Source organism: Amycolatopsis mediterranei, assembly GCF_026017845.1.
In the GTDB taxonomy this organism is placed as follows: Bacteria; Actinomycetota; Actinomycetes; order Mycobacteriales; family Pseudonocardiaceae; genus Amycolatopsis; species Amycolatopsis mediterranei.
This window is the reverse complement of sequence record NZ_CP100416.1, coordinates 3,641,613-3,666,651: the sequence shown is the minus strand read 5'-3', so window position 1 is coordinate 3,666,651 and position 25,039 is coordinate 3,641,613. Positions and strand designations below refer to the sequence as shown.

The 25,039-nt window shown below is 73.5% G+C and carries 25 protein-coding genes; 14 read left to right on the top strand and 11 right to left on the bottom strand.

Annotation, left to right across the window (positions count from 1 at the left end; all coding sequences use genetic code 11):
- Positions 1-102: 102 nt before the first annotated feature.
- The 3 genes from ISP_RS17305 (at position 103) to ISP_RS17295 (ending at position 3,631) form a co-directional block, all read left to right on the top strand.
- On the top strand, positions 103-1,494 hold the full coding sequence (locus ISP_RS17305; RefSeq protein ID WP_013225062.1) for a serine/threonine-protein kinase: 1,392 nt from the start codon (positions 103-105) through the stop codon (positions 1,492-1,494).
- Between the two features lie 125 nt (positions 1,495-1,619).
- Positions 1,620-2,705 (top strand): LacI family DNA-binding transcriptional regulator, encoded by a 1,086-nt coding sequence (locus ISP_RS17300; RefSeq protein WP_013225061.1) that lies wholly within the window; start codon positions 1,620-1,622, stop codon positions 2,703-2,705.
- 74 nt (positions 2,706-2,779) lie between these two features.
- Positions 2,780-3,631 carry a protein kinase domain-containing protein gene (locus ISP_RS17295; protein WP_230468805.1) on the top strand — a complete coding sequence of 284 codons (852 nt, stop codon included), beginning with the start codon at positions 2,780-2,782 and terminating at the stop codon, positions 3,629-3,631.
- Positions 3,632-3,697: 66 nt separating this feature from the next.
- On the opposite strand, the gene ISP_RS17290 is transcribed toward ISP_RS17295, so the two are convergent.
- Positions 3,698-4,804, bottom strand: coding sequence for a substrate-binding domain-containing protein (locus tag ISP_RS17290; protein WP_230468804.1), 1,107 nt, complete (start codon positions 4,802-4,804; stop codon positions 3,698-3,700).
- Positions 4,804-6,618 carry a heparinase II/III family protein gene (locus ISP_RS17285; protein ID WP_013225058.1) on the bottom strand — a complete coding sequence of 605 codons (1,815 nt, stop codon included), beginning with the start codon at positions 6,616-6,618 and terminating at the stop codon, positions 4,804-4,806. Before ISP_RS17285 ends, ISP_RS17290 begins: the two co-directional genes overlap by 1 nt.
- A gap of 106 nt (positions 6,619-6,724) precedes the next feature.
- Here ISP_RS17285 and ISP_RS17280 point away from each other — a divergent pair, with 106 nt between their 5' ends.
- The 6 genes from ISP_RS17280 to ISP_RS17255 all read left to right on the top strand — a co-directional run bounded on the left by ISP_RS17280 (position 6,725) and on the right by ISP_RS17255 (position 14,604).
- Entirely contained in the window at positions 6,725-8,041 is a 1,317-nt protein-coding gene (locus tag ISP_RS17280) for an ABC transporter substrate-binding protein (protein ID WP_013225057.1), read from the top strand.
- A complete protein-coding gene (locus tag ISP_RS17275) occupies positions 8,041-8,973 on the top strand; it encodes a carbohydrate ABC transporter permease (protein WP_013225056.1) in 933 nt (310 codons plus the stop codon). The genes ISP_RS17280 and ISP_RS17275 overlap by 1 nt, the downstream gene beginning before the upstream one ends.
- Before the next feature lie 104 nt (positions 8,974-9,077).
- The gene (locus ISP_RS17270; protein WP_013225055.1) at positions 9,078-9,887 is read left to right on the top strand and encodes a carbohydrate ABC transporter permease; all 810 of its coding nucleotides are present in this window, start codon (positions 9,078-9,080) and stop codon (positions 9,885-9,887) included.
- The gene (locus tag ISP_RS17265) at positions 9,884-10,897 is read left to right on the top strand and encodes a hydroxyacid dehydrogenase (protein WP_013225054.1); all 1,014 of its coding nucleotides are present in this window, start codon (positions 9,884-9,886) and stop codon (positions 10,895-10,897) included. The genes ISP_RS17270 and ISP_RS17265 overlap by 4 nt, the downstream gene beginning before the upstream one ends.
- Positions 10,894-12,903 (top strand): DUF2264 domain-containing protein, encoded by a 2,010-nt coding sequence (locus ISP_RS17260; RefSeq protein ID WP_013225053.1) that lies wholly within the window; start codon positions 10,894-10,896, stop codon positions 12,901-12,903. Before ISP_RS17265 ends, ISP_RS17260 begins: the two co-directional genes overlap by 4 nt.
- 60 nt (positions 12,904-12,963) lie before the next feature.
- A complete protein-coding gene (locus ISP_RS17255; protein ID WP_013225052.1) occupies positions 12,964-14,604 on the top strand; it encodes a glycoside hydrolase family 13 protein in 1,641 nt (546 codons plus the stop codon).
- Between the two features lie 5 nt (positions 14,605-14,609).
- Here the strand turns inward: ISP_RS17255 and ISP_RS17250 are convergent, their stop codons facing one another.
- A complete protein-coding gene (locus ISP_RS17250) occupies positions 14,610-14,900 on the bottom strand; it encodes a helix-turn-helix transcriptional regulator (protein ID WP_013225051.1) in 291 nt (96 codons plus the stop codon).
- A gap of 184 nt (positions 14,901-15,084) precedes the next feature.
- Between ISP_RS17250 and ISP_RS17245 the strand changes: the two genes are divergently transcribed.
- The 4 genes from ISP_RS17245 to ISP_RS17230 all read left to right on the top strand — a co-directional run bounded on the left by ISP_RS17245 (position 15,085) and on the right by ISP_RS17230 (position 17,297).
- Positions 15,085-16,008 carry a TerC family protein gene (locus ISP_RS17245; RefSeq protein ID WP_013225050.1) on the top strand — a complete coding sequence of 308 codons (924 nt, stop codon included), beginning with the start codon at positions 15,085-15,087 and terminating at the stop codon, positions 16,006-16,008.
- Between the two features lie 2 nt (positions 16,009-16,010).
- Complete coding sequence (locus tag ISP_RS17240) at positions 16,011-16,382, top strand: bacteriophage spanin2 family protein (RefSeq protein WP_230468803.1); 372 nt, start codon at positions 16,011-16,013, stop codon at positions 16,380-16,382.
- A gap of 257 nt (positions 16,383-16,639) precedes the next feature.
- Positions 16,640-16,804 (top strand): hypothetical protein, encoded by a 165-nt coding sequence (locus ISP_RS17235; protein WP_013225048.1) that lies wholly within the window; start codon positions 16,640-16,642, stop codon positions 16,802-16,804.
- A gap of 10 nt (positions 16,805-16,814) precedes the next feature.
- The gene (locus tag ISP_RS17230; RefSeq protein WP_013225047.1) at positions 16,815-17,297 is read left to right on the top strand and encodes a hypothetical protein; all 483 of its coding nucleotides are present in this window, start codon (positions 16,815-16,817) and stop codon (positions 17,295-17,297) included.
- Here the strand turns inward: ISP_RS17230 and ISP_RS17225 are convergent.
- The 5 genes from ISP_RS17225 to ISP_RS17205 all read right to left on the bottom strand — a co-directional run bounded on the left by ISP_RS17225 (position 17,294) and on the right by ISP_RS17205 (position 22,107).
- Positions 17,294-18,262 (bottom strand): RNA polymerase subunit sigma-70, encoded by a 969-nt coding sequence (locus tag ISP_RS17225; RefSeq protein WP_014466925.1) that lies wholly within the window; start codon positions 18,260-18,262, stop codon positions 17,294-17,296. The genes ISP_RS17230 and ISP_RS17225 overlap by 4 nt on opposite strands.
- Positions 18,259-18,822 carry a maleylpyruvate isomerase family mycothiol-dependent enzyme gene (locus ISP_RS17220; protein WP_013225045.1) on the bottom strand — a complete coding sequence of 188 codons (564 nt, stop codon included), beginning with the start codon at positions 18,820-18,822 and terminating at the stop codon, positions 18,259-18,261. The genes ISP_RS17225 and ISP_RS17220 overlap by 4 nt, the downstream gene beginning before the upstream one ends.
- On the bottom strand, positions 18,809-19,585 hold the full coding sequence (locus ISP_RS17215) for an isocitrate lyase/PEP mutase family protein (protein ID WP_013225044.1): 777 nt from the start codon (positions 19,583-19,585) through the stop codon (positions 18,809-18,811). Before ISP_RS17215 ends, ISP_RS17220 begins: the two co-directional genes overlap by 14 nt.
- Before the next feature lie 4 nt (positions 19,586-19,589).
- Positions 19,590-20,999, bottom strand: a complete 1,410-nt coding sequence (locus ISP_RS17210) for a DHA2 family efflux MFS transporter permease subunit (protein ID WP_230468801.1) — start codon at positions 20,997-20,999, stop codon at positions 19,590-19,592.
- Between the two features lie 157 nt (positions 21,000-21,156).
- Positions 21,157-22,107, bottom strand: a complete 951-nt coding sequence (locus ISP_RS17205) for a helix-turn-helix transcriptional regulator (RefSeq protein ID WP_013225042.1) — start codon at positions 22,105-22,107, stop codon at positions 21,157-21,159.
- A gap of 58 nt (positions 22,108-22,165) precedes the next feature.
- Between ISP_RS17205 and ISP_RS17200 the strand changes: the two genes are divergently transcribed.
- On the top strand, positions 22,166-23,314 hold the full coding sequence (locus tag ISP_RS17200; RefSeq protein WP_013225041.1) for an epoxide hydrolase family protein: 1,149 nt from the start codon (positions 22,166-22,168) through the stop codon (positions 23,312-23,314).
- A gap of 20 nt (positions 23,315-23,334) precedes the next feature.
- Here the strand turns inward: ISP_RS17200 and ISP_RS17195 are convergent, their stop codons facing one another.
- The 3 genes from ISP_RS17195 to ISP_RS17185 are packed head-to-tail and all read right to left on the bottom strand — an operon-like array spanning position 23,335 to position 24,793.
- The gene (locus ISP_RS17195; RefSeq protein ID WP_013225040.1) at positions 23,335-24,003 is read right to left on the bottom strand and encodes a hypothetical protein; all 669 of its coding nucleotides are present in this window, start codon (positions 24,001-24,003) and stop codon (positions 23,335-23,337) included.
- A gap of 6 nt (positions 24,004-24,009) precedes the next feature.
- Complete coding sequence (locus ISP_RS17190; RefSeq protein WP_034284373.1) at positions 24,010-24,381, bottom strand: hypothetical protein; 372 nt, start codon at positions 24,379-24,381, stop codon at positions 24,010-24,012.
- Positions 24,382-24,424: 43 nt separating this feature from the next.
- Complete coding sequence (locus ISP_RS17185) at positions 24,425-24,793, bottom strand: roadblock/LC7 domain-containing protein (protein ID WP_013225038.1); 369 nt, start codon at positions 24,791-24,793, stop codon at positions 24,425-24,427.
- Positions 24,794-25,039 lie beyond the last annotated feature (246 nt).

Genomic DNA, 25,039 nt, shown 5'->3' with positions numbered 1-25,039 from the left:
TCCCGTTTCCGGCATCCGGAACGAATACGTCGAACACATTTCGTACCCCCACCCAGGTGAGTGAATTGCTCCGACGCGCCGAACTGCGCGCCGGAACCGGCCGTGTTCCCGCTGACGGAGACGACGGAGGGGAGCGCGCCCGTGCACGAAGGGGCAGTGATCGACGGCCGGTACCGCGTGCTGGGCCGGGCGGGTCACGGCGCGATGGGGACCGTGTGGCGGGCGAAGGACGAGCGGCTCGATCGCCTGGTCGCGATCAAGCAGCTCTTCCCCGACTCCCCCGCCGACCCGGCGTCCGCCGAGCGCACGCGCGACCGGACGGTCCGGGAGGCCCGGGTCACCGCCCGGCTGCGCCACCCGCACGCGGTCGTCGTGTACGACGTCGTCGAGGAGGGGTCCGGGGCCTACATCACGATGGAGTACCTGCCGTCCCGCACGCTGACCGAGCTCCTGGAAGAGCGCGGCCCACTGGTGCCGGAGTACGTGGCCGAGCTGGGCGCCCAGCTCGCCTCGGCGCTGGCCGCGGCGCACGCGGAAGGCGTGGTGCACCGCGACATCAGCCCCAACAACGTCCTGATCACCACCGACGGCGCGGCGAAGATCACCGACTTCGGGGCGGCCCACGCGCGTGGGGAAGGCACCGCCACCGGCCGCGGGCTGGTCGTCGGCACGCCGGCCTACCTCGCCCCGGAAGTCGCGGACGGCGCCGAACCCGGCTTCCCCGCCGACGTCTACTCGCTCGGCGCGACGCTCTACACCGCGCTCGAAGGGCGGCCGCCGTTCGGCACCGACGAAAACCAGCTGGCCCTGCTCAAACGCGTCGGGGCCGGCGCCGTCACCCCGCCCGTCACCAGCGGCCCGGTCACCGACGCCGTCCTCCGGCTGCTCCACCGGGATCCGGCCGCCCGCCCCGCGATGGCCGGGGCGGCGCGGCTGCTGACCCGCGCCACCGTGCCCGGCGTGGCCCCGGTGGCGGCCCCGGCCGACCGCGCACCCGCGCCGGCGCGCCGTCGCCGCTCCCGGGTGGCCTTCGCCGGGACGGCACTGGCATTGACGGCGGCGGCCGTCGTGGCGGCGACGTCGCTCCCGCCCGGCCGGGAGCCCGCCAGCGCGGCGGCCCAGCTCGCTTCGGCGCCGTCCACGACCCCGCCGTCGAAGCCGCTCGCGTCCCGGACCACGGGTCCGGCCGGCTGCGCCGCGCGCTACCAGGTGGTGAAGTCGTGGAACGGCGGCTTCCAGGGGCTGGTGACCGTGCGCAACAGCGGGCGGGCCGAAGTCACCGGGTGGACGGTCAGCTGGGCCACCCCCGCCGGGACGAGCATCGACGACCTCTGGAACGGCAGGCTCGTGCGGACCGGCGCCACCGCGGCGATCGCGAACGCCGAGTGGAATGCGGTCCTGAAGCCGGGCGAATCGACCACCTTCGGCTTCATCGCCCTGGCCCGCGGCGGCAACCGCGGGATGCCGGTGACCGACTGCCGTCCCGGGGAATGAATCGGCGCGCAGCCGATGTGGATCATCCGACGAAGGTGGCTTGACCAGCCGCGTTGACCGGCATTATGGTCATCTTCCACCCCTTCTTGTTAGCGCTAACTTCCGGCCGGACAACGGATCGGACAATGGGTCTCGAGAAAGTCCTCACCAAGATGACGAATTTCCGCGACGTGGCGGACGAGCCGTCGGGCGGCGGCCGCGGCGCGGTCACGATCACCGATGTGGCGAACGCGGCCGGCGTCTCGGCGAGCACGGTGTCCTACGTGATCACCGGGAAGCGGACGATCTCCCCGGCCACCCGGCGCCGGGTCGAGGAAACCATCCGCGCCCTCGGCTACCGGCGCCGCGGCGGCTCGCCGTCCCCCCGCGCCGGCGTCCTCGCCGTGGCGGTGCCGCCGCTCGGCGACCGGCAGCTGGGCACGGAGATGGAGTTCTTCTCCGCGGCGGCGGGCGCGGCCCGCGAACTGGGCTTCGACCTGCTCCTGGTCACCGACGACGACGGCACTTCGGGCCTGCACCGGGTGACGTCGGCCGCGCTGGCCGACGCGGTGATCGTGCTGGACGCCGGCGACGAAGACCCGCGCGTGCCCGTCCTGCTGGCCTCCGGCCGCCCCGCGGTGCTGGTCGGCGCGCCGGGGCAGTACCGCGGCCTGGCGTCGGTGACGCTCGACTTCGCGCCGGCCGGCCGGGCCTGCCTCACCCACCTCGCCGACCTCGGCCACCGCTCGGTCGCCCACCTCGGGCCGTCGGCCACGCTGCCCGGCCACCGGCTCCGGTACCTGCAGGGCTTCGGGGAGAGCTTCCTCACCGCCGCCGGCGAACGCGGCGTGAAAGCGGTTTCCCGGCCCTGCGCGCCGGCCGCCGAAGACGTCGCCCGCTGCCTGGACGAGCTGCTCGCCGACGGCGGCCCGACCGGGCTCGTCGTGCACGACGAAGCGGCCCTCCCCCTGGTCATGGGCACCCTGCGGCACCGCGGCCGGCAGGTCCCGGGTGACGTTTCCGTCGTCGCGGTCTGCTCGGACACGGTGGCCGGGCAGCAGCGGATCCGGCCCACCGCGGTGGTGATGCCGGCCGCCGAACTGGGCGTGCTGGCCGTCCGCCGGGCGGTGGGCCAGCTCGACGGCGAACCGGCCGGACCCGACACCGTGGCCCCCGCGTTCGTCACCGGGGAAAGCACCGCGGCGGCCCCTGCGGCATTGTCCGAGGCGTGAGAATTACCGAACCTGTTTCCCGTTGCGGCCGTATTTCCTTTCAGAGGGGCCGTCGACGGCGACAGGGGATACAGGTGGCAGCGAAAAAGGGTGCATTGGCCGGGCGGTACCGGCTGCTCGAACCGGCCGGCCACCATCCCGGCGCCACGGCGTGGCGAGCCAAGGACGAATTGCTGGACCGGTTCGTGGTCGTCGAACGGCTGCCGCCGGGGTGCCCGTTCGACGCGGCCCATTCCGACCGCGTCCGGGCCAAGGCGATCCGCGACGCGCGCGCGGCCGTCCGGCTGCACCACCCGCACGTGGTCGTGGTGCACGACGTGTTCGAGCACGACCTGACGCCGTACGTGGTGACGGAGGACCTGGCGGCCGGCACCCTGGCCGAGCTCGTCGAGCGGCGCGGGAGCTTCCCGCCGGACCGCGTCGCGGCACTCGGCGCGCAACTGGCTTCGGCGCTGGCGGCCGCGCACGCCGAGGGCGTCCTCCACCGCGGGTTCGGTCCGGACAAGGTGCTCCTCACCGCGGACGGGACGGCCAAGATCGCCGGCTTCGGGCTGGGTACCGGCGGTTTCCCCGCCCCGGAAGTGGCCGACGGCTCGGGCGCGGGTGCTCCCGCGGACGTCTATTCCCTGGGCGCCACCCTGTATTTCGCCCTCGAAGGGCGGGTGCCGGGCACCGCCGTCCCGCCGCGGACCCGCGGCGCGGTCCTCGACGCGCTGCTGGAACTCGTCCGCCCGGAACCGGCGGCCCGGCCGTCGATGGCGGACGCCGAGCGCACGCTCACCGACCTCGCCGTGTCCCGCCCGCTGATCCCGGCTCGGAAGGTCCGGTCCCGGGCCCGTGTCCTGGTGACGGGCACGGTGCTCGTCGTCGCCCTCGGCACGGCGGTGACGACGCACGCGGCCCTCCGCCGCCTCGCGGCCTCCTGAGGTTGCGAGCGCCTGAAGCACATCCCGGCAGGGCAAACCGCACACCCCGCCATTCGATCCGGCATTTCACTCGAGTGCGGATTCCGGCGCGCTTCCGCACGATTCGCGCACCACGAGCGTCGGCCAGAGCTGCAGCCGGTGCACGGGCCGCTCGGTCGTGTCGGCGAGCCGGGCCAGTGCGAGCTCGGCGGCCACCGCGCCGAGCCGGTGCTTCTGCGGGCACACCGCGGTCAGCGGCGGGTCGGACGCCGCCGCGACCTCGTCGTCGTAGGAAACCACCGCCAGCTCGCCGGGGACCGCGATGCCGCCGTCACGTGCCCGTTCGATCAGGCCGATGGCCTCCCGGTCGGCGTGCACGAGCAGCGCCCGGACGCCGGCCCGAAGGCAGTGGTCCAGCAGGGCGTCGTACTCCTGCGCCCACCCCGGGGAGCCGTAGACGGGAACGTCGAGGTCGAGCGCCGCGCCGGTGTCCAGGCCCAGGGACCCGATCGTCTCGCGCCAGCCGGTGCGCAGCGCCCGGCTCGTCGGGCTGGACCGGGACGTGACCAGCCCGACCCCGCGGTGGCCGAGGGAAACCAGGTGCCGGACGGCCAGGCCCGCGCCGAGCGCGTGCGCCGTGGTGGCCGCGTCCAGCGCCAGCGTCGGCAGCTCCGGCGGCGGCAGGCGTTCGACGAGCACCACCGGGACGCTCAGCGACCCCAGCCAGCGCAGCAGGTCCAGGGCTCCGCGCCCGCTGGTGGCCGGGGCGACCAGCAGGGTCTGCACGCCGCGTTCGAGGAGCTTGGTGATCTGACGGCGGTCCTCGGCCGCGTCGTAGCTGGACGCGCGCAGGACGAGCCGGCCACCGGTGGCGGCCACCGTGGACTGCGCGCCTTGGACCACCGTCGGCCAGTAGTACTCGACCGACGGCGCGACCATGCCGACCAGCGCGCCGTGCGCGGCCGGGCCGAACGCCGAAGCGGCGCGCCCCGGCTCGGGGTGGCCGCCGCGGGGCCGGGTCAGCGTGACCCCGCCGTGCACCCGCGTCAGCAGCCCGCGGTCGGCCAGCTCGGTGACGTCCCGCCGCACGGTGACCGCGGTGACGCCCAGCCGCTCGACCAGGTCGGCGAGCCGGACCGCGCCGTGCTCGCGCACCACCGAAAGGATCAGCTGGTGCCGTTCCGAGGCGAGCATCACCGGACCTGCTCCAGCCGGACCCGCGCCGGGCCCTCGCGCACCAGCAGGGTGAGCCGGCTCAGGTGCTCACCCCAGGAGGCCCGCAGCAGGGGATCGTCCAGCGGCCGCCGCTCGAGTTCCGCGGTGGTGTGCCGGGCATCCCAGCTCAGCCGCAGCACCCGCCGCCCACCCAGGGACGCGAACGCTTCGCCCTCCCCCAGCTCGACGTCACCCGCGAGGACGTGCCGCAGCCGGACCGGCCGGACGGACTCGTCGTCCGCCACGAGGACGTGGGCGTGGGGTGCGCGGACCAGCCGCACCGAACGGATCCAGCGCGGCACACCCGGGTAGGCCCCGGCGAGGTCCGCGGACAGCGTGGCCGCGGACGCGGTGAGCTCGACCCGGACGTCTCGCGCCCCGCGGTCCGCCCCCGGTTCCTGCGTGACGCCCGGCTCGGGGACGTTGTGCCACTCGCTGCGCAACGCCCAGGACCGGTACCGGTCCGGCCCGAAGCTGGCCGCGGTGTAGGTCGGCTGACCGGCGTCGGCCACCACCGGCACCCCGTCGACCGCCACCCAGTACGACCCGACGTCGAGGTGGTTGTGCCGCTCGCCGTTGTGCCCGGCCTTGGCCGCCACGGTCAGCCCGTGCGGGGTGCCCGCCGCCTCCCGGGCCACGAGCACCTGCACCCGCGGCAGCCACTCTTCGCGGGCCAGCCAGCTCTGCGCGGGCTCGTCGGTCATCGCCTTCCGCCAGTCCGGGTCGGCCAGGCCGGCCAATGCGCGGCCCAGCCCGGCCGACGGCCAGACGAGCCGCCCGCTCGCGCGCGCCCGGCTCACCGCGTGCGCCCGGACGTCGTCGTCGCCGAGCCGCGCGCCCCACCGGTGCAGGACGTGCCACGGCTGGGCCGGCGACAGGCGGGCCGGCGCGTCCCCGGCGTTGACGTAGGCGTCGCCGCCCAGGTGCATGCGGTGCGGAAAGCGGATCAGCGGCGCCAGCACGGGAAGCTCCCGCGCGTCGACGCCGGTCGCGTCGGCCAGCAGGTCGAGGCACTCCAGCAGCCGGCAGGCGCCGTGCCACCAGTAGGCGACGCCCTCGTCGATGCCGCCGTCGTCAGGCAGCACGGCGACGTAGTGGTCGAGGCCTTCGACCACCAGCCGCACCAGCCGCCGGCGCCGCTCTTCGTCGTCGACGAGCAGGAGCGCGGCGGTGAGAACGGCACTGTGGATCCACGGGTTCCAGTTGTGCGCGTCGCCGTCGAGGCCGAGCCAGTGCCAGTCGCGGATCCGCTCGAACGGCGTCAGGACGCGGAGTTCGGCTTCCCGCCGCAACCGCTTGCGCAGGCCGGGCGCGCGGACGTCGAAGCGCGGGCCGAGGACGTGATCGGTCCAGGCGAACAGGGAGGCGACTTCGGCCGCGCCCAGGTCGAGGAAGGGGTCGTCGGGATCGGCGACCACCTCGCCCCGGGCGGCCGCGTGCCGGTCGTGGGGCGCCCAGCACCAGGTGGTCGCCTCGGCCAGCGCGACCAGCCCGTCGATCGCGCCGTCGAGGAACGACCCCTCCTCCGGAGGCGCCAGCACCGCGGCCAGCACCAGCGTGGTGACGCGTTCGCGCAGCTCGCGGGCGGCGTCTTCGTACTCGGTCCGGACGCCGTCGCGGAACGTCCGGGCCCACGCCGTGGCCGTCAGGACCGGCGCCGGGCGGGCGAGCAGAGCGCGGGCTTCCGCGAGCAGCTCGGTCCCGTCGGCCGCGTCCCAGACCGCCCGGTCGCGGACGTCCGGGAAGGCGGGCCGCACCACCGGACGGCCGTCGAAGACCGAGCGCAGGACCACAGTGTCCCCTTCGGTTCTGATCGTTTGTGATCGGTTTTGACCTGAATTGTTGACTCGCACTATGGCACAGCCCGACAGTGACAGCCATCACTTCGACGGAGGAGCAATGACGCTTCGGGAATCGGCGGGCCTGAACCGCCGGAGGTTCCTCTCGGCCACGGCCGCCCTCGCGGCCGGCGGGCTGATCGGCGGCTGTGCGTCGTCGACGACCACGGCCTCCGGTGCCACGCGGGTGCGCATCTGGTCCTGGCTCACCGGCATGGACAAGTACGTCGCCGGGTTCAACGCGGCGCACCCGGACATCACGGTGGAGCTCAACGTGATCGCGGCCGGCCTGAAGGGCGGCTACGCCCAGCAGACCAACGCGTTGCGCGCCCACAACGCCCCGGACATCCTGCACGCGGAGTACCAGGGCCTCCCGCAGCTGCTCACCACGGGCGGGCTGCGGGACCTCACCGACGACCTCGCGGACCTGGAGCGCGGCTACTCCCCCGCGGCCTGGCAGGGCGTGCGGCCCGGCGGCCGCACCTGGGCAGTGCCGATGGACCTCGCCCCGATGGTCCTCTACTACCGCAAGGACCTGTTCGACCGGCACGGGATCGCGGTGCCGCGCACCTGGGAGGAATTCCGCACCGCCGCACAGGCGGTCAAGAAGGCCGACCCGGCCGCGCGCGTGACGACGTTCCCGCTCAACGACGGCTCCTTCTTCGCCGGGATGTGCTGGCAGGCGGGCGATCCCTGGTGGCGTGTCGACGGCGGCTCGTGGCGGGTGGACATCGACGGCCCGGGCACCCTGCGCACCGCCGATTACTGGCAGGGCATGATCCGCGACGGCCTGGTGGCCACCGCCCCGACCGGCGACCAGGACTGGATCGGGGCGATGCACACCGGCCGGCTGTGGGGCCTGCTCGGCGCGTCCTGGAGCGTCGGCACGCTGGTGAAGTCCATCCCGAAGGACACCGGCCGGTGGGCGGTCACCACGATGCCGACCTGGGACGGCGTCCCGGCCAACGGCGTGCAGGGCGGCAGCGCGTTCGCCGTCTCCGCCGAAAGCGAGGTGGCGGACGCGGCCGTGAAGTTCCTGCGCTGGCTGAGCACCGACCCGGCCGTCGCGAAGATCGGCACCACGTTCACCACGCCGTTCCCCGGCTACCTGCCGAGCCGGGACGTGGCCCGGAAGGCCTACAAGGGCGGCTACTTCGCCGGCGACCCGGTGTACGACGTGCTCGACGAAGCCGCCCGGCGCGTCCCGGACTGGACGTGGGGGCCCAATGCCCTGCGGACGTTCTCCACCGTCGTCGACCGGATGGGCGGGGTGAAGACGGGTGGCACGACCCTGACCACCGCCGTCCGGCAGACGCAGGCCGGCGTCGTCGCCGAGCTGCGCGAGCGGGGATTGACCGTGCTGGAAGGGAAAGCCTGATGACCGTCCTCACCCCCGAACGCGCCGCGAGCGTGCCGGCGCCCGCCCGTCCCGGTGCCACGGCGCAGGGCCGCCGTGGCCGCGGGCGCGCCGGCCTCGTGCTGGCGGCCCCGTTCGCGATCCTGCTGACGGCCACCGTGCTCGTCCCGATCGGGTACGCGCTCTACCTCAGCTTGTTCACCGATCGCTTGTCCGGCTTGGGTTTCTCCGGTCCGACACAGGCGTTCGTGGCGCTCGGCAACTACGTCGACGTGCTCACCGACAGCGCGTTCCACGCAAGCCTCGGCAACGTGGCGCTGTTCGTTCTGATCCACATCCCGATCATGCTCGGCCTGGCCCTCCTGCTCGCCCTGCTCATCGACTCCGCCGTCGTGCGGCTCAAGCGGGTCTGGTCTCTGGCGGTCTTCCTGCCCTACGCGGTGCCGACCGTGATCACCGGGCTCATCTGGGCGTACCTCTACAGCCCGAACTCCGGGCTGACCGCGCTGCTGCCGTTCGACCCGCTGGGCAAGACCGGCATCCTGCCCTCGATCGTCAACATCGCGACCTGGCAGTGGGTCGGCTACAACATGATCATCTTCTACACCGCGCTGCAGGCCGTCCCGCGTGACGTCCTCGAAGCCGCGCGCGCCGACGGCGCCGGGGGCTTCCGGACGGCCTGGTCGGTCAAGGTCCCGATGATCCGGCCGACGATGTTCGTCGCCCTCGTGTTCACGGTCATCGGGTCCCTGCAGCTGTTCACCGAACCCCTGGTGCTGCGCGGGTTCACCGGTTCGGTGACGAGCACCTGGTCCCCGAGTCTCTACGTGTACGAAGCCGCCTTCATCGCGAACGACTACGGCCGCGCCGCCGCCGCGTCCGTCCTGCTCGCGCTGGTGTCCGCCCTGCTTTCCGCATTGGTCATGCGCCTGTCCGCCCGGAGGTCCCGGTGACCCTGTCCCCTGCCGCTGCGAAATCCGAGGTATCGCCTCGGGCCGGGGGCTCCGCCACCCGGAACCCCCGGACAGCAGGTTCGGGGTGGACGTCCCGCACGGTCGTGCACGTCCTGCTGGTGCTGGCCGCGCTGTACGCGGTGCTGCCGCTGGTCTGGCTGGTTACCTCGGCCACCAAGTCGGTCGGCGACTTCTCCACGACCGGGGCGTTCGAGTTCGGGCAGTTCAGCCTCGGCGCCAACCTCGGCGCGCTGTTCACCCAGGAGAACGGCGTCTTCCTCGCCTGGATCCGCAACTCGCTGCTCTACGCGGGCCTCGGCGCGGTGCTCGGCTCGCTGATCTGCGCCGCCTGCGGCTACGCGATCGCGAAGCTCGACTTCCCCGGCCGCCGCGCGCTCTTCGCGGTGACGTTGACCGGGGTCCTCGTGCCGACCACCGCGCTGGCCCTGCCGCTGTACCTGCTGGCCTCGCAGCTTGAGGTCGTCGGCACGTTCTGGGCGGTGTTCATCCCCTTGCTCACCAACCCCTTCGGCGTCTACCTGGCCCGCGTCTACGCCGAAGCCGCGGTGCCCGGCGAGGTGCTCGAAGCCGCCCGGACCGACGGCGCGGGCGAGCTGCGGACGTTCTTCACCATCGCGCTGCCGATGATGCGGCCCGGCCTGGTCACCATCTTCCTGTTCCAGTTCGTGGGGATCTGGAACAACTTCTTCCTGCCGCTGGTGATGCTCACCGACCCGAAGCTGTTCCCGATGAGCCTCGGGCTGTACCAGTGGAGCACGCGCGTCACCCAGTTCCCGCAGTACAACCCGCTCGTCATCACCGGCTCCCTGCTGGCCGTGCTGCCGCTGGTCGTCGCGTTCGTCCTGCTGCACCGGCAATGGCGGTCCGGGCTGGCGGCGGGCAGCGTCAAGTGACCCGCCGCCCCGAGACCCTGCTGGTGATGGCGCGGGACACGATGGACCTGCAGTTCGGCGCCGCGGAACTGGCCCGGCTGCGCGCCACCGCCCGGCTGGGCGAGCCGCTGTGCGCCGACGAGCTCGCCTCGGCGCCGGTGCGCGCGCGGCTGGCCGAGGTGGAGGTGCTGATCACGTCGTGGGGCTGTCCCCCGCTCGACGGCGCGGTCCTGCGGGCCGCGCCGCACCTGCGGGCGGTGCTGCACGCCGCCGGCAGCGTCCGCGACCACGTCGGCGCGGCCGTCTTCGACCGCGGGCTGCTGGTCACCACGGCCGCCGACGCCAACGCCGAGCCCGTCGCCCAGTACACGTTGGGCGCGATCCTGTGGGCGTTCAAGAAGGTGCCGTTCCTGGCCGCCGACGCCCGGAAGTTCCGCGAGGACTGGAGCTACCGCGAGCAGCGGGGCGAACTGTCCGGCCGCGACCGGACGGTGGTGCTGGTCGGCTTCTCCCGCGTCGGGCGCCGGGTCGCCGCGCTGCTGCGGCAGCTGGACCTGGCTCGGGTGCTCGTCGTCGACCCGGTCGCCGGTGCGAGCGAGATCCGGGCGGCCGGGGCCGAGCCCGCACCGCTGGCGGAAGCCCTGCCCCAGGCGGACGTGCTGAGCCTGCACGCGCCGTCGCTGCCGGAGACCCGGCACATGATCGGGGCGGCCGAGCTGGCCGCCCTGCCGCCCGGCGCGGTGCTGATCAACACCGCCCGGGGTGCGCTCGTCGACACCGCGGCCCTCGAACACGCCTGCGCCACCGACGGCCTGCACGCCGTCCTCGACGTCACCGAGCCCGAGCCGCTGCCGGCCGGCTCCCCGCTCTACGACCTGCCCAACGTGGTGCTGACGCCGCACATCGCGGGCTCGCTGGGTTCGGAGACCCGCCGGATGAGCGCCGAGGCGCTCGGCGAGCTGGAGCGCTACGCCGCGGGCCTGCCGCCCCGGGCCCCGGTGACCCGGCATTCCCTGGCCGTGCAGGCATGACCGCCGTCGAAGACCGGCGGCTCTCGCCGTACACCGGCTGGGCCCGCGAGCACTGGGCGGCGTACGCGGACCGGCTGCTCGCGGCGGCCGGGGAGTACCGCTCGCCGGCGGGCGCGCGGCTCGACCTGCCCGGCCCGGCCAGCCGCAACGGCCGTGTCTCGGACGGCCTCGAAGGGTTCGCCCGGACGTTCCTCATCGCGGGCTTCCGCGTCGCCGGGGAGAACGGCGCGGATCCGGGCGGGTACCTCGAGCACTACGCGCGCGGCCTGGCCGCCGGCACCGATCCTGCGTCACCCGAGGCCTGGCCGCGCCCCGACGAGCTCGGCCAGGCCAAGGTGGAGGCCGCGTCGATCGCGCTGGTGCTGCAGCTGACCCGGCCGTGGCTGTGGGACCGGCTCGACGACGCCGTCCGCGACCGGGTCGTCGTCTGGCTCGCGACCGTGATCGGGCAGCCCTACCCGCCGATCAACTGGGTGTGGTTCCGGATCGTGGTGGAGTCGTTCCTGCGTGAGGTGGGCGGGCCGTGGTCGGCGGCGGACGTCGAGGAGGACCTCGCCGTGCACGCGTCGCTGCGGCGGCCGGGCGGCTGGCTCAGCGACGGCGACGAGCGCGCCTACGACCACTACACGGGCTGGGCCCTGCACCTGTACCCGTTGCTGTGGACGCACCTGTTCGACGTCACCGGCACCCTGTGCCCCGGCCCGCTGCGGCACCGGTGGGCGGCGGACCTGCGGGACTACCTCGACGACGCCGTGCGGCTGGTGGGCAGCGACGGCTCGCCGCTGCTGCAAGGCCGCAGCCTGGTCTACCGCTTCGCGGCCGCGGCGCCGTTCTGGGTCGGCGCGTTCACCGGGACGTCCGGGCTGGCCCCGGGCCTGACCCGGCGGGTGGCCGGCGGGATGGTGCGGCACTTCGCCGACCGGAGCGCGCCCGACGGCCTGCTCGGCCTCGGCTGGCACCACGCCTGGCCCGCGATGCGCCAGGCGTACTCCGGGCCCGGGTCGCCGTACTGGGCGGCCAAGGGCCTGCTGGGGCTGGCGCTGCCCCCGCACCATCCCGTGTGGACGGACGTCGAGGAGCCGCTGCCGATCGAGACGGGGGACGTCGCCCGCGTCGTCGCCGCGCCCGGCTGGCTGGTTTCGGGACGGCGTCGCGACGGCATCGCGCTGGTGGTCAACCACGGCACGGACCACGCGCGCCCGGGCGACCCGCGCGCCGACTCGCCGCTCTACGCCCGGCTCGGCTATTCGACGGCGACGTTCCCGCTCACTTCTTCACCCGACAACGCGGTGTACGTGCTCGACGCGGACGGCCGGGCAAGCCACCGCGCGGGGTTTTCGACGTGCTACGCGATCGAACTGCCGGGCGGGGTGCTGGCGGCCGCGTCCCAAGGGCGGGTCCGCTGGGTCGACACGACCGGCGACGACTCCCCCGACCACGGCTCCGGCCGCAGCGGGCCGGTGGTGCCGGGCCCGGTGCTGACGGTGGCTTCCGTGGTGCGGCAGGGCGTCGAAGTCAGGCTCGCGCGCCTCGACGATGCGGTCCGTTCGCGCCCGAATGCAGTGAATGACTCATTCCTGGCGTCTGACGCCAGGAATGAGTCATTCACTGCGCTGCGGCTGAGCGGGTGGCCGGTCTCGGGCGCGACGCGGCCGGTGACCCGGACCGGTGCCGAGCCGGGAGCCCGGTGCGGCCCGGAGGTCACCGCCACCGCCGAAACCCCCGAGCTTCGCTCGACGCTGCGAAACCTGCGCGGCTTCACCACGGCGGCCGTGGCGGTCGAGGCCGGCACCTCGCCCCTGGGCGAGTGGACCGCGATCCCCTTCGTCGCGACCGAAGGGCCGCCGGAGCCGGGCGCCGTGTTCGCCGCGGTCGTGGTCCTGGACCGCGGCGGCCCGGATGACGCCGACCCGTCCCTGGCGGTCGCCGCGGACGGCCACCACGTCACCCTCACCTGGCCTGATGGCGTCACCGCCGAAGTCCCCTTGCCCGCGGCACCGTCCTGAAGACCTCGCGCGCCCCGGTCGGGGCCGGGGCCGGGGCATAGCGCGTGCGAAGATCCGGAGGTGTCTTCGACTTCCTCCCGCCCGCGCTCGTTCTGGGACGACGCGGTGGTCTACCAGCTCTACGTCCGCTCGTTCGCCGACAGCGACGGCGACGGCGTCGGTGACCTCGGCGGGGTGATCCGGCGGCTCGGCCACATCGCCGGGCTCGGCGCGGACGCCATCTGGCTGAACCCCTGCTACCCCTCGCCGCAGGCGGACCACGGCTACGACATCGCCGACTACCACGGCGTCAACCCGGAGTACGGCAGCCTCGAGACGTTCGACCGCCTGGTCGCCGAGGCGCACGGCCGCGGCCTGCGGATCCTGATGGACCTCGTGCCCAACCACTGCTCGGAGCGCCACCCCTGGTTCGCCGCGGCGCTGGCCGCCGGCCCCGGCTCCCCCGAGCGCGCGCGGTTCGTCTTCCGCGACGGCCGGGGTGACGAGCCGCCCAACAACTGGCAGTCGGTCTTCGGCGGTTCCGCGTGGACCCGGGTCACCGAACCCGACGGCACGCCGGGGCAGTGGTACCTGCACCTGTTCACCCGCGAGCAGCCGGACTTCGACTGGCGCAACCCGGAAGTCCTGGCCTACTTCGACGACGTCCTGCGGTTCTGGTTCGACCGCGGCGTGGACGGCTTCCGCATCGACGTCTGCCACGGCCTGATCAAGGACGCCGCCCTGCGCGACTGGGACCCGGCCGGCGGTGGCTACAACGCCTACAGCTGGAACCGGCCGGAGGTGCACGACATCTTCCGGCGGTGGCACGCGCTCGCGGCCGGCTACGGGCCCGACCGGGACCTGCTGCTGGTCGGGGAGGTCTGGGTGCCGGACCCGGCCGACCTGGACCGCTACCTGCGCCCGGACGAGCTGCACCAGGCGTTCTCGTTCGACCTGCTCGTCCAGCCGTGGGAGGCGCGCGCCCTGCGCGGGGCCATCGAGCGCGCCACGGCCCGCACGGCGGCGCACGGCGCCCCGGCGGCGTGGACGCTGGCCAACCACGACGTCCACCGGGCGGTCACGCGCTACGGCATCGTCCGCCCCGAGCCCGCCCCGGCGAGCAACGACGCCTTCGCGGCCCTGATGCGGCCCCGCGGCGAAGTCGACACCGAGCTCGGCGAGCGCCGGGCCCGGGCGGCGCTGCTGTTGGTGCTGGCCCTGCCCGGCTCGGTGTTCCTGTACCAGGGCGAAGAACTCGGCTTGCCGGAGGTCCAGGACCTCCCCGGCGAAGCCCGCCAAGACCCGGTGTTCCACCGGACCGGCGGCGTGGAGAAGGGCCGCGACGGCTGCCGGGTCCCGCTGCCGTGGGCCGCGGACGCCCCGGCGTTCGGGTTCGGCACGGGCGTGCCGTGGTTGCCGCAGCCGCCGTGGTTCGGCCGGTACGCGGTGGACGTGCAGGAGAAGGACGACACCTCGATGCTGCAGCTGTACCGCCGCGCCGTTCGGGCCCGGCGGGAATTCCGGCTGGGCGAACCGGGCCCGGTGGAGTGGCTGGACACCGGCGACGACGCGGTTTCGGCGTTCCGGCGCGGAAAGCTGGTGTGCGTGGTCAACACCGGCAGCACGCCGTTCGCCGCCCCGGCGGGCTGGGGCGAGGTCGTACTCGGCAGCGACGGATCCGGTCGCGTGGCGGGCGATTCCGCGGTCTGGCTGGTGTCCTGAGGCTGTTACGCCGGCGCCGCGGGTTCGACGCCGAGCGCCGCGACCAGGTCGGCCACCCGGTGGTGCGCCTCCAGCGGGTGGCGCAGCCGGCCTTCCGGGTGGATCTTGTAGTGGTTGCGCCGTCCGACGCGCTCGCGCTCGAGGTAGCCCTCGGCGATCAGGTCCGCGAGGATCAGCTGCACCCCGCGTTCGGTGATCCCCACCCGCACGGCGATGTCGTGCAGCGTCCGGTCGGGATCCGCGGCCACGCAGAGCAGGACGTGCGCGTGGTTGCTGAGGAACGTCCACGAAGCCATACCGGCCACAGTAGACGTCCGAACTTGACAGACGAAGTGCAGTTCGTCATTCTGGAGGAGCGGAGGGGAGTACCCGCCCGGTCCGGCATCGTCAATCCGGCTGCCCCGGAGCAGCCCGGTGCCGGCGTCACCGTCAGGTGACCGGGGAGACCTCCGGTTCGTCACCGAACCGGAGGAGTGTCTCGTGACCGTCCCGATCTGGGCCTGGGCCGCCGTGCTCGGCGTGATCCTGGCCATGCTCGCCATCGACCTGGCCGCCCACCGCAAAACCCCCGTCGTCGGCGTCCGGTCGGCGCTGGCGTGGTCCGGCGCGTGGGTGGTGCTCGGGCTCGCCTTCGGCGCCGTGGTCTGGTGGGTCTGGGGCGCGGAGTTCGCGGGCCAGTACTTCGCCGGCTACGTCATCGAGAAGTCCCTGGCGGTCGACAACGTCTTCGTGTTCGCGATCATCTTCGGCTACTTCGCCGTCCCCCGCGAATACCAGCACCGCATCCTGTTCTACGGCGTGGTGGGTGCCCTGGTGTTCCGGGCGGTGTTCATCGCCGCGGGCTCGGTGCTGATCGCGAGCTTCGCCTGGATCCTTTACGTGTTCGGCGCTTTCCTGGTCATCACCGGCGTGCGGATGGCGCTGCACCGGGACGAGACGGTCGACTACGAGCAGAACGTGGTGCTGCGGGCGTTCCGCCGGATCGTCCCCTCCACCGACGGCGACCACGGCGGGAAGTTCCTGGTCCGGCAGGCCGGCCGCTGGGTGGCCACGCCGCTGCTGGCGGTCCTGGTGCTGATCGAGGTCACCGACGTCGTCTTCGCGGTCGACTCGATCCCGGCGATCTTCGCCGTCACCCAGGAACCGTTCCTGGTGTTCACGTCGAACGCCTTCGCGGTCCTCGGGCTGCGGGCGATGTACTTCCTGCTCGCCGACGTGATGCACCGGTTCGTGTACCTGAAGCTCGGCTTGGCGCTGGTGCTGGTCTGGGTGGGCGTGAAGATGCTGCTGCTGGACGTCTGGAAGATCCCGACGGTGCTCTCGCTGGGCGTGGTCGGCGCGATCCTCGCGACGGCGGTCACCGCCAGTTTGCTCCGAACCTCGGCTGTCTCCCGGAAGGAATGACCATGCGCCTCAAGACAACGGTCCTCGCCGGAGGCCTCCTGCTGACCCTGACGGGCTGCGGCGTGGCCGAAACGGCGGGCCAGGTGGGCAACGCGGCCTCGACGGCGGCGGTCTGCGCGGACGCGGTCCGGATCGCCACGGCCAACCCGGACCTGACGGACCCGAAGGCGGCGGCCGACCGAGCCCACGCGGCGGCGGAAGAGCTGACGGGCTTGGCCGCCCGAGCGGCGAACACGACGGCGGCCGAAGCGATCAACGGCCTGGCAACGACATTACGCGAGACGACGGTCGACGAGCTGGCGCGGACCCCGGCGGCGTGGGTGCAGGAGAAGGCGGCCCAGGTGGCGGCGTTGACCAGGGCCTGTGGCGGGTGAGGTGCGGCCCGGCGGCGCGTGGGATTCCGACACGGCCGGGCCCAGCTCACGCACGGCGCGCCCGGCTGCGCCCGCACCGGACGGGCGAGCCCGCCCGCTCGAACTCTCCCCAGCACCACCCGCGCACGCCGCCCCGGGCCCATCCGCGCACACTCCCCGAGGCTCGCCCGGCCGTACCCGCACAGCCGGGCGAGCCCACCGCGCGAACTCTCCCCGGCGCCACCCCCACACCCGCCGTCGCCCGGGAGCTGAGCGGGGTGGTCTGGAACACCGGGTTCGTCGGCGCGGGCTTCCTGCTCGGCGAGAACTGGCCGCTGGTCGAGCGGTACGGCGGGTTCTTCCAGTACGCCGTCCTGGCGGCCGGCACCGTCGCGATCGGACTGTTCGTGATCCGCCGGGTCAAGGCGCGCAAGGCCGTCTAAGGTTCCGCCCATGAGCCAAGCCGTCGTGTCCGCCCTGCGGGAACGCGTGTATGCGACGCTGGTCGGCCTGTCGACCGTGCTGGTCCTGGTGAGCTACGCGAACGAGACATCGGCGCCGGAGGCCGTCGCGGACATCGCGTCCGCCATGGGCGCGCTCTGCCTGGCGGGCGGGTTCGCAGACGTGAGCGCCCACCGCATCGCCCACGGCCGGTTTCCCCGCGGCCAAGATCTGCGCCACATCCTCAAGGCGGCGAGCCACGTCCTGGAAACCGCGCTGCTGCCCCTCCTCAGCGTCGGCGCCGCGGCGCTCGGCTGGCTGCCGCTGGACACCGCCCTGTGGATCGCCGCCCTGTCGCTGGTGCTCACCATCGCCGCGCTGGCCCTGCTCGCGACGCGGCGCACGGCCGTCCGGTGGCCGGTCAAGCTGCTCCTGTTCGTCGTGGAAGTGGCGATCGCCCTCGCCGTCGTGGGCGTGAAGCTGCTGGCCCACTAAAGCCGGCGCGGCAACCCGGCCGCCGTCACCAGCCGCGGGTCGTGGAACTTGACCGCCCGGGAGAAGCGGCCGCCGGTCACCGTGAACACCCACAGCCCGTCGGCCCGCCGGACGCCCGCGGCGTCGAGGCGGTAGCTGCCCGCGGCGGGCTGGCCGTTGGCGCGGGTGGGCAGCAGCCGGGCGGCGCCGCCCGGGGCGGAGAAGGCCCGCTCCAGGAACGGCAGGCACACACCGACGCCCTTGAACCACACCGGGTGCGGCACCGCTTCGAGGCTGAAGTCGTCCTGGATGACGGCCCGCAGCGCCGCGGTGTCCTCGGCCTCGAAGGCGGCGATGTAGCGGTCGAGCAGCGCCCGCACCTCCTCCGGGCCGGGCGGCGGCACCCGATCGTCCGGGTCCAGTTCGTCGAGCCGGACGCGGGCCCGCTGCAGGAGGCTCTTCACCGCGGGGACGCTGATGCCGAGGACGTCCGCGATCTCGGCGGCCGACCACGAGAGGACTTCACGCAGCAGGAACGCGGCGCGCTGCCGCGCCGGGAGGTGCTGCAGCGCCGCGACCAGCGCCAGCCGGACCGACTCGCGCCGCACCACGACCTCCCCCGGATCGCCGAGCACGGCGTCGGGCAGCGGCCCGAGCCACGCGACCGAGTCGTCGGCGAAGACCCGCGCCCCCGGATCGCCGGACGGCGCGCCGAGCCCGGCGGGCAGCACCCGCCGGCTGCGGTGGCCCAGCTCGGTGAGGCAGGTGTTGGTGGCGATCCGGTAGAGCCACGTCTTGAGCGATGACCGCCCTTCGAAGGCGTCGACGCCCCGCGCGGCCTTGAGGTAGGTCTCCTGGACGACGTCTTCGGCGTCCTGGTAGGACCCGGTCATCCGGTAGCAGTGCGCGACCAGCGCCGGGCGCAGCGAGCCGAACTCGTCTCGCAGCCGCTCCTCGGAAGACACCACACGCTCCTCGTTCGTCATGGACATCGTCGATCATCCCTCCCGAGGGCGGCGAGCAGGCGTACGCCGGGAGGACGCCCCGGCGGCACGGCGACGGGCTCGGCGAACAGGCCCCGGCGGGTGCCGCGGTCGAGCACCGACGGCAGCTCGGCGAGCAGCCGGGTGGCGAGCTCGCCGGGGATCGCCCGGGCCGGGTCGGCGTCCCAGCCGTGGACGGCGGCTTCGAGGGCGCCCACGACGATCAGCTGGTGACACGGCAGCGGCAGCCCCTCGACGGCGACCGCGGGCCGGCCGCGCAGATCCCCGGCCGCGGCCGTGAGCGCGGCCGCGGCGTGGCCGAGGTCGCGCCGGAGGGACCGGGCGGTGACCGGTCCGGCCCGTTCCGGCGCCTCCGGCGGCACGGCGCCGGACGCGAGCGAGGTGGCCACGCAGCGCAGCGACCGTGTGAGGTGGGCGAGCGCGTCGGCGACGGTCCAGCCGTCGCAGGCCGAGGGACGGCCGAGATCGGCGAGACCGACCCCGGCCGCCGACGCGACGGCGTACTCGAGCGCGGCGGCGAGCATCGCCTCATCGGCCGGCACCCGGCTCCTCCATTCCCGCCGCGATGCGCAGTTCGTCCAGCGAGCCGCGCATCGCCGCCAGTCCCGCGCGGTAGAACCGCGGCCCGAAGGACACCCTGGCGACCCCCAGGGACGCCAGGGTGCCCAGATCCAGCTCCGGGCCCGTGTTCCCGTTGACCGGCCCGCCGACGCCGGCGACCACCTTCCCGAGGTCGGCCGCGCTCGAAACCCCGATCGGGTACACGCAATCCGCCCCGGCCGCACGGTAGAGCCGGCCTCGCCGGATCGCCTCGTCCGCCCGCTCGGACCCGGAAAGCCCGCTGGCCGGCAGGAAAGTGTCGATCCGCGCGTTGATCACCAGCGGAACCCCCGCCGCGTCGGCGGCCGCGCGGACGCCGGCCAGCCGGTCGGCCTGAGCCGCCGCGGGGACCAGTCCCCCGGCCTGGTGGTCGGTGTCTTCGAGGTTGCAGCCCACCGCCCCGGCGGAGAGCAGCTCGGCCACGAGCTGGTCCGGTTCCAGGCCGTAGCCCGCCTCGGCGTCCACCGTCACCGGGACCGGCACCACGCGGGCGATCCGCGCCACGGCGGCGAACATCTCCCGCCACGGCGCCCGTTCGCCGTCTTCGTGCCCCAGCGCAGCGGCCACCGCCGCACTGGACGTCGCCACCACCGGGAATCCTTTGTGGACGACGAGTTCCGCGCTCTGTTCGTCCCACGCGTTCGGCAGCACCAGCAGCTTCCCGTGGTGCAGTTCGCGCAGCAGACCGGCCTTCGGCTCGGACATGGCTCTACTCCTTCGTTTCACGGCGGGGAATGAGGGAACCGGCCAGCGCGCCCGCCGCGGCAAGCACGGCACTGACCAGGGCGGCCGCGGTGAACCCGGCGGAAAACGCCGCCCTCGACGCGTAGCTGCCGGCCAGCGAGAACCCGGCCACCAGGATCGCCACCCCGAACGCCCCGCCCAGCTGCCGCATCGCGCTGAAGGCGCCGGCGGCCTTGCCGAGCAATCGCGGCGCGACCGACGTCAGCACCGCGCTCTGCGCGGCGGGCAGGCACATCGCGATCCCCGTACCGGACAGCACGAGCGGCACGGCGATCACCGGGTAGCCGATCGACGGCCCGGCGACCAGGGCGAGCCACACCATGGCTAGGGCGTGCAGCCCCAGCCCCGCCACGATGAACGGCCGCTCGCCGAACCGGCCGACCAGCCGGCCCGCCAGCTGCGGGACGACCGTCGTCGTCAACCCCCACGGCACCAGCCCGAGTCCGGCGGCCAGCGGCCCGTACCCCAGCCCGTCCTGCAGGAACTGGGCCATGAAGAACACCGCGCCCAGCGCGGAAGCCCAGTGGAAGAAGATCACGGCGTTGCCGGCGGCGAACCGGCGCGACCGGAACAGGGGCAGCGGCAGCATCGGGTGGGCCGCTCGCCGCTGCCACGCCACGAACGCGCCGAGCACCACCAGGCCGGCCACCAGCGGCCCCAGCACGGCCACGCTGGTCCAGCCCGCCGAGTTGCCCTGGACCAGGCCCCACACCACCCCGAAGGAGCCGGCCCCGGCCAGCACCAGGCCCGGGACGTCGAGGGCCGGGTCCGGACCGTGGCTCTCCTCGATCCTGGTCAAGGCGAAGCAGGCCAACGCCGCCCCGATCGGGACGTTGATCCAGAAGATCCACGGCCACGAGATGCCTTCCACGACCGCGCCGCCCAGCAGCGGCCCGAGGGGCACCGCCACCCCGCTGACGCTCGCGAACACCCCGAGGGCCTTGGGCCGCAGCTCGGCCGGGAAAGCCGCCCCGAGCAGGGCGAGCGCGAGCGGCATGACGAACGCGGCCCCGGCGCCCTGCAGCACCCGCCCGGCGATCAGCACCGCCACGCCGGGCGCGACGGCGCAGATCAGCGACGCCGCCGCGAACAGCGTCACCCCCGCCGCGAAGACCCGGCGCCGTCCCCAGCGGTCACCGGCCGCCGCCGCGGTCATGAGCAGGACGGCGAAGCTCAGCCCGTAGGCGTTGACCGTCCATTCGAGCTCGGTCACCGACGCGCCGAGGTCGGTCCGGATCGCCGTCAGCGCGGTCGCCACGACCAGCGCGTCGAGGACGACCATCAGCGACGCCACCGAGGTGATGACCAGCACCCATCTCCGCCGGTCCGGTCCCGCGGCCGGGGCCACCGGCGTGGGTGAAGTCCTGGTGCGCACTCGTGTCTCCTTGCCTCCGGTCACCGGCGCCTGCGCCGCTTCCGAAGACATGGACCCCGCGGAGTCGCCGAAGGAATCGGTACCGCTGAGGTATCCGCGGGCCCGGTGGCCGGTCGCGCTGTCCATCGGTGCCCGAGCCCGGCGCGGTGACCTGGGCTCAGCCGGCCGCCTCGCCGAGCCGGGCGGCCAGTGCCCGGACGTGCTCGACGAGCTCCGGTGGCTCGTGCACCCGGAAGCCGAACCCGTGGCCGGCGACGTAGATCGCCAGCTCGTCGAGCGAATCGGAGCCGGCGCGCAGGGTGCAGCTGTGCTCGTCGATCGGTTCCAGCGCCGCGGTGGTGGGCGCGATGCGCTCGGCCGCGGTCTCGGCGCTGACGTGCAGGGTGAACCGGCCCTGGTAGCGGTAGGCCGCCGTCGAAATCGCCCGCGAGGTGTAGCCGCCGAGATCGGGGTCGGGCGGGGTGCGCGGGGTGAACCGCGGCCCGGTGGGCGTGCGGGGTTCGAGGCGGTCGACGCGGTAGGTGCGCCAGTCCGCGCGGTCGACGTCCCGGCCGACGAGGTACCAGCGCCGTCCGGTGTGCACCAGCCGGTGCGGCTCGGTCGTGCGGACGCTCTCGGTGCCGTCGTGGGCGCGGTAGCCGAAGCGCAGCCGCACCGAGTCGCGGACGGCCGCGGCGATGGCGGTGAGGGTGTCCGGGTCGGCGGTGGGGCCGGTGCTGGCCAGCGGCACCGTCGCCGACCGCAGGGCGTTGATCCGGTGGCGCAGCCGCGACGGCAGCACCTGTTCGAGCTTGGCCAGCGCGCGCACCGACGTCTCCTCGATGCCGGTGATCGAGCCGCCCGCCGCGGTGCGCAGGCCCATGGCGACGGCGACGGCTTCGTCGTCGTCGAGCAGCAGCGGCGGCAGGTCCGCGCCGGCGCCCAGCCGGTAGCCGGCGGTACCCGCGGTGGCCAGCACCGGGTAGCCGAGCGCGCGCAGCCGTTCGATGTCGCGGCGCACGGTTCGCGGGGTGATCTCGAGCCGTTCGGCCAGTTCCGCTCCGGACCAGTCGCGGCGGGTCTGCAGGAGCGAGAGCAGCCGCAGCAGCCGTGCCGAGGTTTCCCACATGCGGGGCATTCTTCACCTAGGACGGAAACTGACCTAACCGGCTTCTAGCGTCGGAGTCATGCAGAACCACAGCGAGATCCGGCCCTTCACCATCGACGTCCCCCAGGCCGACCTGGACGACCTGCGCGACCGGCTCGCCCGCACCCGCTGGGCGGCGGACCTGCCCGGCGTGGGCTGGAGCCGCGGGGTGCCGGTGAGCTACCTGAAGGAACTGGCCGGGTACTGGCGCGACGGCTACGACTGGCGCGCCCACGAGCGGAAGCTGAACGCGTTCCCGCAGTTCGTCACCGAGATCGACGGGCAGGACATCCACTTCCTGCACGTCCGCTCCCCCGAGCCGGGCGCGCTGCCGCTGATCCTGATCCACGGCTGGCCCGGGTCGATCGTGGAGTTCCTGAACGTGATCGGCCCGCTGACCGACCCGCGTGCCCACGGCGCGGACCCGGCGACCGCGTTCCACCTGGTGATCCCCTCGATCCCGGGCACCGCCTTCTCCGGGCCGACCCGCGAGGCGGGCTGGGACACCGGCCGGATCACCCGGGCGTTCGCCGAGCTGATGCACCGGCTCGGCTACGACCGCTACGGCGCGCAGGGCGGCGACACCGGCGCGGTCGTCGGCCCGGGCCTCGGCCGGCTCGCCCCGGACAAGGTCGTCGGCGTGCACGCCAACGGGCTCGCCGCGTTCGGCGCGCCGGCCGACGACGTCGAGCTGACCGAGGCCGAAAAGGCGCGGCTGCAGCACTTCGCGTACCTCCGGACCGAGCAGTCCGGGTACGTGGCGATGCAGACGACCCGGCCGCAGACGCTGGCGCACGGGCTGCACGATTCCCCGGTGGGTCAGCTGGCCTGGATCGTGGAGAAGTTCAAGGAGTGGACCGATCCGGCGGCCGAGCTGCCGGAGGACGCGGTGGACCGCGACCTGTTGCTCACCAACGTGATGCTCTACTGGCTGACCGGCACCGGCGGGTCGTCGGCCAACTGCTATTACGAGACCGCACACGCGGGCGCGTGGGGCGCGAGCGAGCGGTCGCCCGTGCCGACCGGGGTCGCGGTGTTCCCGCTGGACGTGTCGATCCGCGGCGCGCTCGATCGCGAGCACACGATCGTCCACTGGTCCGAGTTCGGCCGCGGCGGCCACTTCGCGGCGATGGAGGCGCCGGACTTGCTGGTGGACGACGTCCGGGCGTTCTTCGGCGAGCTGCGGTGACCATCCCCGCCTGGAGCCGGTCAGGGTGCGACCTCCAGCTCCATGCCCATGATCCGCGTGGTCCGGCGCCGCCGGAGCCAGCCCCGGACCGGGGTATCGTCCGGTAGCTCGGCCAGGAACGCCTTGCGCTGGGCCGATGTCGCCGAACGCCAGCGCATCGCCAGCACCGGGCGGACCGGTGCGATGAACGCCCGCACCCGCTCGTGCGCGCCGGCCAGGCGGGTCTCGTACTCGCGATCCGGCCGGTAGGCCAGTTCCAGGTCGATCAGCGGTGCGGCGCCGCCGGCGCGGTGCCGGCAGCGCGACAGCATCCGCGCGAGCTCGTCCATCGCGCCTCGCACCCGGCAGGGCATCTGGTCCTGCCAGCGGCCGAGCTGCGGAACGGACGCCGGTGCGGCGGTCACCTCGTCGGCGAGGACGACCAGGGCCCGGATCGCCGATCCGGCCAGCTCGACGCGGATCCGCCGCCCGTTCGCGTCGACGAAGAAGCGCGGCACCCGGCCGGCCACGACGGTGCCCGAGCGCAGCCGGACCCACTCCGCGACGGCGTCGGGTGACGGGCAGGACGACACGAACGTGAACGCCAGCTCCTCACCGGCGAGGGTCATCGTCACGGGGAACAGGGAACCGAGGTCGTGCACGAACGCCGAGCCGACGACGAGTGCGGCGCGGGAGCCGCCTCCGGTCATCCCGGGCTACACCTGCAGATCCGTTTCGATGCGTTTGAGGTAGTGCCGGGCCAGCGCCAGGTTCGCCCGGTCGCGGTCCAGCACCAGGTACAGGAACAGCGAATTCCGGGAACTCACCGAATTCAGCAGCCGGATCAGGTGGTATTGCCGGTGCAAGGTGATCAGGATGTCCTCGATGGAATCGTTGAGCGCCAGCGAGGACATCACCCGCAGTTTCGACCGCACCACCTCGGTGTTCCCGGCCGCGGCGACCTCCAGGTCGAGCCAGTCGCCGCCGCCGCTGGTGCCCAGCGACATGCCGCTTTCGTAGTCGACCAGCGCGACGCCGACGGCGCCGCTGATGGACATGGCTTCCTTGAGTGCCGTGTCGATGTTCATCATCGTGCTGCTTCCTCTCGTGAACGGGTGGTCGGCCGGCGGGCTACGCGGCCAGGATCGAGCCGATCCGCTCGACGACGGGCCGGGATTCGAACAGCAGGCGCCCGACGTTCAGGTCCTTGTCCCCCAGCACGACCAGCAACGCCAGCCGCCCGATGGCGTAGACGGCCATGTACCCTTCACTGCCGAACACCACGGTCTGGTTCAGCGTGCCCTTGCCCGTGATTTCGGCGGCCTGCCGGGCGATCCCGAGATCCGCCGCGGCGAGCGCGGAGATCTTCGCCGGATCGATGTCGTCGGCGGCGTCGGCGATGATCGGGATGCCGTCGACCGCGGCCAGCACCGTGTCGGTAACCCCGGCGACGCTCTCCCGCAGGTTCCGCAACTCGCCGGCCAGTGCTTCGAAATCCAAGACTCTTTCTTTCTGCTCCGGAATCACGGAAGGCGAGTGGCGAAATAATCAACCATTCGAGTTGCTCTCGACGCGACGACCTTACCGCCGGCATTACTTTTGGCCAACCAGCACCGGAGCCCGAATACCAGCGTCACTCGATCGAGTGAAACAGATGATGGGCCGTAACGGAAACACGTGACGATGTCCATTGATCACGAAACCGGCGATTTCGATGTTCGGCGTTTCCGCGCGAGCCGCGGGAAA